Source organism: Mycobacterium sp., assembly GCF_032162605.1.
GTDB lineage: Bacteria > Actinomycetota > Actinomycetes > Mycobacteriales > Mycobacteriaceae > Mycobacterium.
Genome location: NZ_JAVROT010000369.1, coordinates 1 through 4,150 on the forward strand (window position 1 = coordinate 1; position 4,150 = coordinate 4,150).

A 4,150-nucleotide genomic window follows, 5' to 3' on the forward strand; every position below is an offset into this window, starting at 1 on the left:
TGGAAGTGGTAGGCGACGGTGTCCTCGTCGATCTGCGACAGTGACCCCTCCTGCGCGCGGATCGCCCCGGCGAAGTACCGAAAGTGGTCCACCGCCAACGGAATGTCGGCGTTCAACGTCTCCCGGATCGGTTTGCCGTTGTCCCACGCCTCTGCCAGCGCCAGCGCCTCCAGGTTCGCCTCGATGCGGTCGGCGATCTTGTTCAGGATGCCGGCCCGCTCGGCGGGCGAGGTCTTGCCCCACGCGGTCGCCGCCCCGTGCGCGGCGTCCAGCGCATTTTCGACGTCGACCTCGGTCGAACGCGGAATGTCGCAGAACCCCTGTCCCGTCACGGGCGTCGGGTTCTCGAAGTACTCGCCGCCTGCGGGCGGCACCCACTCACCGCCGATGAAGTTGCCGTACCGGGATTCGTACCCCATCACGGCGTCGGCGGATCCTGGGCGTGAATAGACAGTCATGACGGTCTCCATCGGCTCTAGTCGCAACGGTGCTCGAAGCTCGGGTCAACGAGGTGTTACACAGGTCACACTACGCCGGAGTCCACAATGGGCCTGTGGGTAATGAGCGCTTACGCGAAGAACAGACAGCCGCTGACGAGCGGTTGCGCGAGGAACAGACGGCTGGGGCGGACCCCTACCTGTGGCTCGAGGACATCACCGGTGACGACGCGCTCGAGTGGGTGGATGCGCACAACGAGCCGACGCTCGCCGAGCTTGGCGGCGAGCGTTTCGAGCGCATGCGCTCCGAGGCCCTCGAGATACTCGACACCGACACCCGCATTCCCTACGTGCGGCGGCGCGGTGAGTTCCTCTACAACTTCTGGCGCGACGCGGCCCACCCACGGGGACTGTGGCAACGCACCACGCTCGACGGCTATCGCACCGAAGCCCCCGACTGGGACGTCCTGATCGACCTCGATGCGTTGGCCGCGGTCGACGACGAGAAGTGGGTGTGGGCAGGCGCCGAGGTCATCGAGCCCGACTTCTCGCTCGCGCTCGTCGAGCTGTCGCGCGGCGGATCCGACGCCACCATCGTCCGCGAATTCGACATGGCGACACGCCAATTCGTCACCGACGGGTTCGCAGTGCCGGAAGCGAAGACCAGCGTCACGTGGGAGAACCACGACACCGTGCTGGTGGGAACGGATTTCGGCCCCGGCTCCCTCACCGACTCCGGCTACCCCCGCATCGTCAAGCGCTGGCAACGCGGGCAGCCGCTGGCAGAGGCCCAGACGGTGTACTCCGGCCTCGCCTCGGACGTCAGCGTAGGAGTGGGCTTCGACCCGACGCCCGGCTTCGAGCGCCTGATTGCCTCGCGTTCGGTCGACTTCTTCAACCGCGAGCGCTTCGAGATCCGTGGCGAGGAACTCGTCAAGATCGACGTTCCCACCGACGCGGGCATCTCGATCCACCGGGAGTGGCTGTTGATCCGGCCGCGCACCGAATGGATCGTGGGCGCGACGACGTACCCGCCGGGCACCCTACTGGCCGCCAAGTACGACGAATTCCTTTCCGGCACAGTGGAACTGGAGGTCGTCTTCGAGCCGGATGAACACACCAGCCTCGACAACTTCGCGTGGACCCGCGACCGGCTGGTCCTGGCCACGCTCGCAGACGTCGCGACCAGGATCGAGATCGTCACCCCGGGATCGTGGCGGCGTGACCCCATCCCCGGCATTCCCGCCAATATGACCACGGTGATCGTCGACGTCGACGAATACGGCGACGAGATCTTCCTGGACTCCAGCGGCTTCGACAGTCCGTCCCGGCTGCTCTGGGGCCATGCCGGCGGCGAGCTGACCGAGATCAAGAGCGCACCGGCGTTCTTCGACGCTTCCGACATCGACGTGGCACAGCACTTCGTGGCCTCCGCCGATGGGACGATGATCCCGTACTTCGTCGTGGGTCACCGCGGTTCGACCGGAACCAGTGGTTCGACTGGTCCGGGCAAGACCCTCCTCGGCGGTTACGGCGGCTTCGAGTCCTCGAACACCCCCGGTTACGCCGGGGTGCTCGGCAGGCTGTGGCTCTCCAGGGGCGGCACCTACGTGCTGGCCAACATCCGCGGCGGCGGTGAGTACGGTCCGCGCTGGCACACCCAGGCGATGCGCGAGGGCAGGCACCTCGTCTACGAGGACTTCGCCGCCGTAGCAGCAGATCTGGTGGCGCGCGGCATCACCACGGTCGAGCAGCTGGCCGCCCAGGGTGGCAGCAACGGCGGACTGTTGATGGGCGTCATGCTGACCAGGTACCCGGAGTTGTTCGGCGCACTTGTGTGCAGCGTGCCGCTACTGGACATGAAGCGCTATCACCTGCTGCTGGCCGGCGCGTCGTGGGTGGCCGAGTACGGCAACCCCGATGACCCCGACGACTGGGCGTTCATGGCCGAGTACTCGCCGTATGCGAACATCTCGGCCGACCGGCAGTACCCAGCACTGCTCATGACGACCTCGACGCGTGATGACAGGGTCCATCCCGGCCACGCCAGGAAGATGACCGCCGCGCTGGAGGCGGCAGGCCACCGGGTGCAGTACTACGAGAACGTCGAGGGCGGGCACGCAGGTGCGGCGGACAACGCACAGACGGCATTCCGATCGGCACTGATCTACGAGTTCCTGCACCGCACGCTCGGCGAGTAGGGTGCGCCCGGCCTTCCGTAACGGTTGGACGTCCGCCGAACACCGCATCCAAGAACCTCTCGGAAGGATGCGCCGTATGACTGCCGTCAGCGAACAACCCCACCCAGTGCGGGCTCAGCCGACGATCGAGCGTGTGGGCGGCCTGCTGGCCCGCTACGGCCTCGTCGTCGTCATCGGCTGGATCGGCCTGCTGAAGTTCACCGCGTTCGAGGCCGACGGCATCCAACCGCTGGTCGCGAACAGCCCAGTGATGGGCTGGCTCTACGAGGTGTTCTCGGTCAACGCGTTCTCGGCGCTGCTCGGCGTCGTGGAGGTCGCGACCGCGCTGCTGCTCGCGGTGAAGCCGTGGTGGCCAAGGGTCTCCGCCGCAGGCAGTGTGATGGCCATCGGCCTCTTCGTTGCCACGCTCAGCTTTCTGCTCACGACGCCGGGCGTGTTCGAGGCGTCGGTGGGCGGTTTCCCGATCCTGTCCTCGACGGGCCAGTTCCTGATCAAGGACGCTGCGCTGCTGGGAATCTCGGTGTGGACCCTCGGCGATGCGTTGCGGCGCGGCTGAGCCGATGGATTCACGAACATGACGCGAGTGGCGCCCGACGAGACCGAGCTCATCACGGCGTTGCGTGCCCACGATGAGTCCGCGTTCGCCGAACTGGTCGATCGCCACACCCCTTCGATGTTGCGGGTGGCGCGGGGATACGTGCCGAGCGAGGCCATCGCCGAAGAAGTCGTCCAAGAGACGTGGATCGCGCTGCTCAAGGGCATCGATGCGTTCGAGGGCCGATCCTCTCTGCGCACTTGGCTCTTCACCGTGATGATCAACATCGCCAAGAAGCGCGGGGTGCGCGAACGTCGCGATGTCGACGCGGCGGTGGCAGCCTTCACCGGCGGCACCGTCGATCCCGCGCGGTTCCGCGCCGCAGGCGAGGAGTGGGCGGGTCACTGGCGTGAGGCGGAGGAACCTGCCCGATTCCCCGACACCCCGGAGGCCTCCGTGCTGGCGACCGAGTTGATGGCCGTGGCGCAGGCCGCGCTGCAGGGGTTGCCCGCGCGCCAGCGCGCCGTGGTGACTCTGCGCGACTTGCTCGGATTCAATTCGGCGGAGGTCTGTGAGCTGCTCGAGATCAGCGTCGCCAACCAGCGGGTGCTACTGCACCGCGGCCGGGCCGTCGTCCGGCACCTGCTCGAGAACTACCTGGGGGATCAGAGATGAGTGCCCAACCGATGAACTGCAACGAGCTGGTCGAACTGGTGACGGCCTACCTCGAAGGCTCGCTCGACCAGGCCACCCGCGAACGATTCGACGTCCACCTTCTCGACTGCGACGGGTGCGAGAACTATCTGCAGCAGTTCCGCGCGACCGTGCACACCATCGGCACCATCCGCGACGGCGACATCGAACCGGCCTTCCGCGATCGGTTGATGAACGCGTTCAGGGACTGGCGCTGAGAACTCCCCTGCCGACTATCGTGGGCAGGTCCAGGAACGTCCGGATCCCCGGCGCGGCAGCACATA

Annotated in this window: 5 protein-coding genes; 4 read left to right on the top strand and 1 reads right to left on the bottom strand. The window is 66.7% G+C overall.

What is annotated here, in order from left to right; all coding sequences use genetic code 11:
* Positions 1-458: aldehyde dehydrogenase family protein (locus QOI01_RS20770; RefSeq protein WP_526384258.1), on the bottom strand; the 458-nt coding region annotated here is incomplete at its 3' end.
* 143 nt (positions 459-601) lie between these two features.
* Here QOI01_RS20770 and QOI01_RS20775 point away from each other — a divergent pair.
* The 4 genes from QOI01_RS20775 to QOI01_RS20790 all read left to right on the top strand — a co-directional run bounded on the left by QOI01_RS20775 (position 602) and on the right by QOI01_RS20790 (position 4,084).
* A complete protein-coding gene (locus tag QOI01_RS20775) occupies positions 602-2,638 on the top strand; it encodes a prolyl oligopeptidase family serine peptidase (RefSeq protein ID WP_526384265.1) in 2,037 nt (678 codons plus the stop codon).
* A 76-nt stretch (positions 2,639-2,714) separates the two neighbouring features.
* Positions 2,715-3,194 carry a YkgB family protein gene (locus tag QOI01_RS20780; RefSeq protein WP_526384260.1) on the top strand — a complete coding sequence of 160 codons (480 nt, stop codon included), beginning with the start codon at positions 2,715-2,717 and terminating at the stop codon, positions 3,192-3,194.
* 18 nt (positions 3,195-3,212) lie between these two features.
* Positions 3,213-3,848: an RNA polymerase sigma factor gene (locus tag QOI01_RS20785; protein ID WP_526384262.1), complete on the top strand. Its 636-nt coding sequence runs from the start codon at positions 3,213-3,215 to the stop codon at positions 3,846-3,848.
* The gene (locus QOI01_RS20790) at positions 3,845-4,084 is read left to right on the top strand and encodes an anti-sigma factor family protein (RefSeq protein WP_526384264.1); all 240 of its coding nucleotides are present in this window, start codon (positions 3,845-3,847) and stop codon (positions 4,082-4,084) included. The genes QOI01_RS20785 and QOI01_RS20790 overlap by 4 nt, the downstream gene beginning before the upstream one ends.
* Positions 4,085-4,150: the final 66 nt, after the last annotated feature.

Bases quoted from the DNA above. Each gene is read 5' to 3' on its own strand.
- QOI01_RS20780 (WP_526384260.1), top strand. From the start codon at position 2,715: ATGACTGCCGTCAGCGAACAACCCCACCCAGTGCGGGCTCAGCCGACG.
- QOI01_RS20785 (WP_526384262.1), top strand. From the start codon at position 3,213: ATGACGCGAGTGGCGCCCGACGAGACCGAGCTCATCACGGCGTTGCGT.
- QOI01_RS20790 (WP_526384264.1), top strand. From the start codon at position 3,845: ATGAGTGCCCAACCGATGAACTGCAACGAGCTGGTCGAACTGGTGACG.